Below are 1,031 nucleotides of genomic sequence, written 5' to 3' on the forward strand. Positions count from 1 at the left end.
CCTATTGCCGCATCTCCAGTTACCTGCAGACCATGGCAAATCAGGGATACAATCCGCTGGTCGCCATTCAAATGGCCTTTTCGGGACAGCTCTATGCTGATAGGGGTGAGTAGTTACTCCTGCACATGAGAATAGAAGTTCCGGGTAGTTATTGACTTCGGATCGTAGTCAATACTGCACTCGGCAAAAATATCGGTTATCTGTTGGTAGATACGTCGTTCACTGGCACGGATGGAGCGCACTCGCTCCAGTAGCTCTTTGAAATAGTCCTTACTAAAGAAGCGACCATTTTTGAGACGCTCATCATCCATGGAAAAGCCTTTGATGATGTACTCTTTGATGAGCTGGGTAGCCCAAATTCTGAATTGCGTAGCCTGTGCAGAATTGACCCGATAGCCGACCGAGATCACGGCATCCAGATTGTAATATTTAACCCTACTTGTTTGTGTTTTCCCCTCCATAGCACCGTGTGTAGTGGTATGTTCCAAAATGGAACATACCACTGACTCTTTCAACTCATTGCTTTCAAAGATGTTTTTAAGATGTTTAGTGATTGCGGGACGCTGAACCCCGAACAGTTCTGCCATACGTTCCTGTGTGAGCCAGATGGTTTCATTACTCAGCAACACCTCGACCTTTACTTCGCCATTGGGAGCGGTGTAGAGCAGGAATTCGGTGGTTTGGTCTTGTTGGGTGATATCAGGCATGGTGTTGAAGCTCCTTCTTATTTGCATGTGCAAATTTTGCACACACTGAATTTGATTGACGGGCTTCAATATCACTGTGCGAAAACGGGTGAACTTGTAAGTCATGCTTACAAGTTGCATCCACATTGTCGCCATTGATTGCGAACTTGGGCCAGAGTGGAGAATTGAGGTGGTATTTTCTCCGCATGCTAGGCGACTGTAAACGCCAGAGAATCAGCCCTCTTGCAGCTTACTGAGGGTGATGTTCCAAGGTAGCAGGGCCTTGATCTCTTCAACTGTACTGGCCCCACCAATGTGCTGCAGCACATGGTGGATGTAGGCAAA

General features: G+C 47.0%; 1 protein-coding gene. It reads right to left on the bottom strand.

Going from position 1 to position 1,031, the window contains the following annotated elements; all coding sequences use genetic code 11:
- Positions 1-113: 113 nt before the first annotated feature.
- Positions 114-707 carry a virulence RhuM family protein gene (rhuM, locus tag ACOCD2_RS21740; protein ID WP_305800792.1) on the bottom strand — a complete coding sequence of 198 codons (594 nt, stop codon included), beginning with the start codon at positions 705-707 and terminating at the stop codon, positions 114-116.
- Positions 708-1,031: the final 324 nt, after the last annotated feature.

The sequence above is a fragment of the Thiolapillus sp. genome (assembly GCF_048562965.1).
Classification (GTDB): domain Bacteria; phylum Pseudomonadota; class Gammaproteobacteria; order Chromatiales; family Chromatiaceae; genus Thiolapillus; species Thiolapillus brandeum_A.

Bases quoted from the DNA above. Each gene is read 5' to 3' on its own strand.
- rhuM (WP_305800792.1), bottom strand. From the start codon at position 707: ATGCCTGATATCACCCAACAAGACCAAACCACCGAATTCCTGCTCTAC.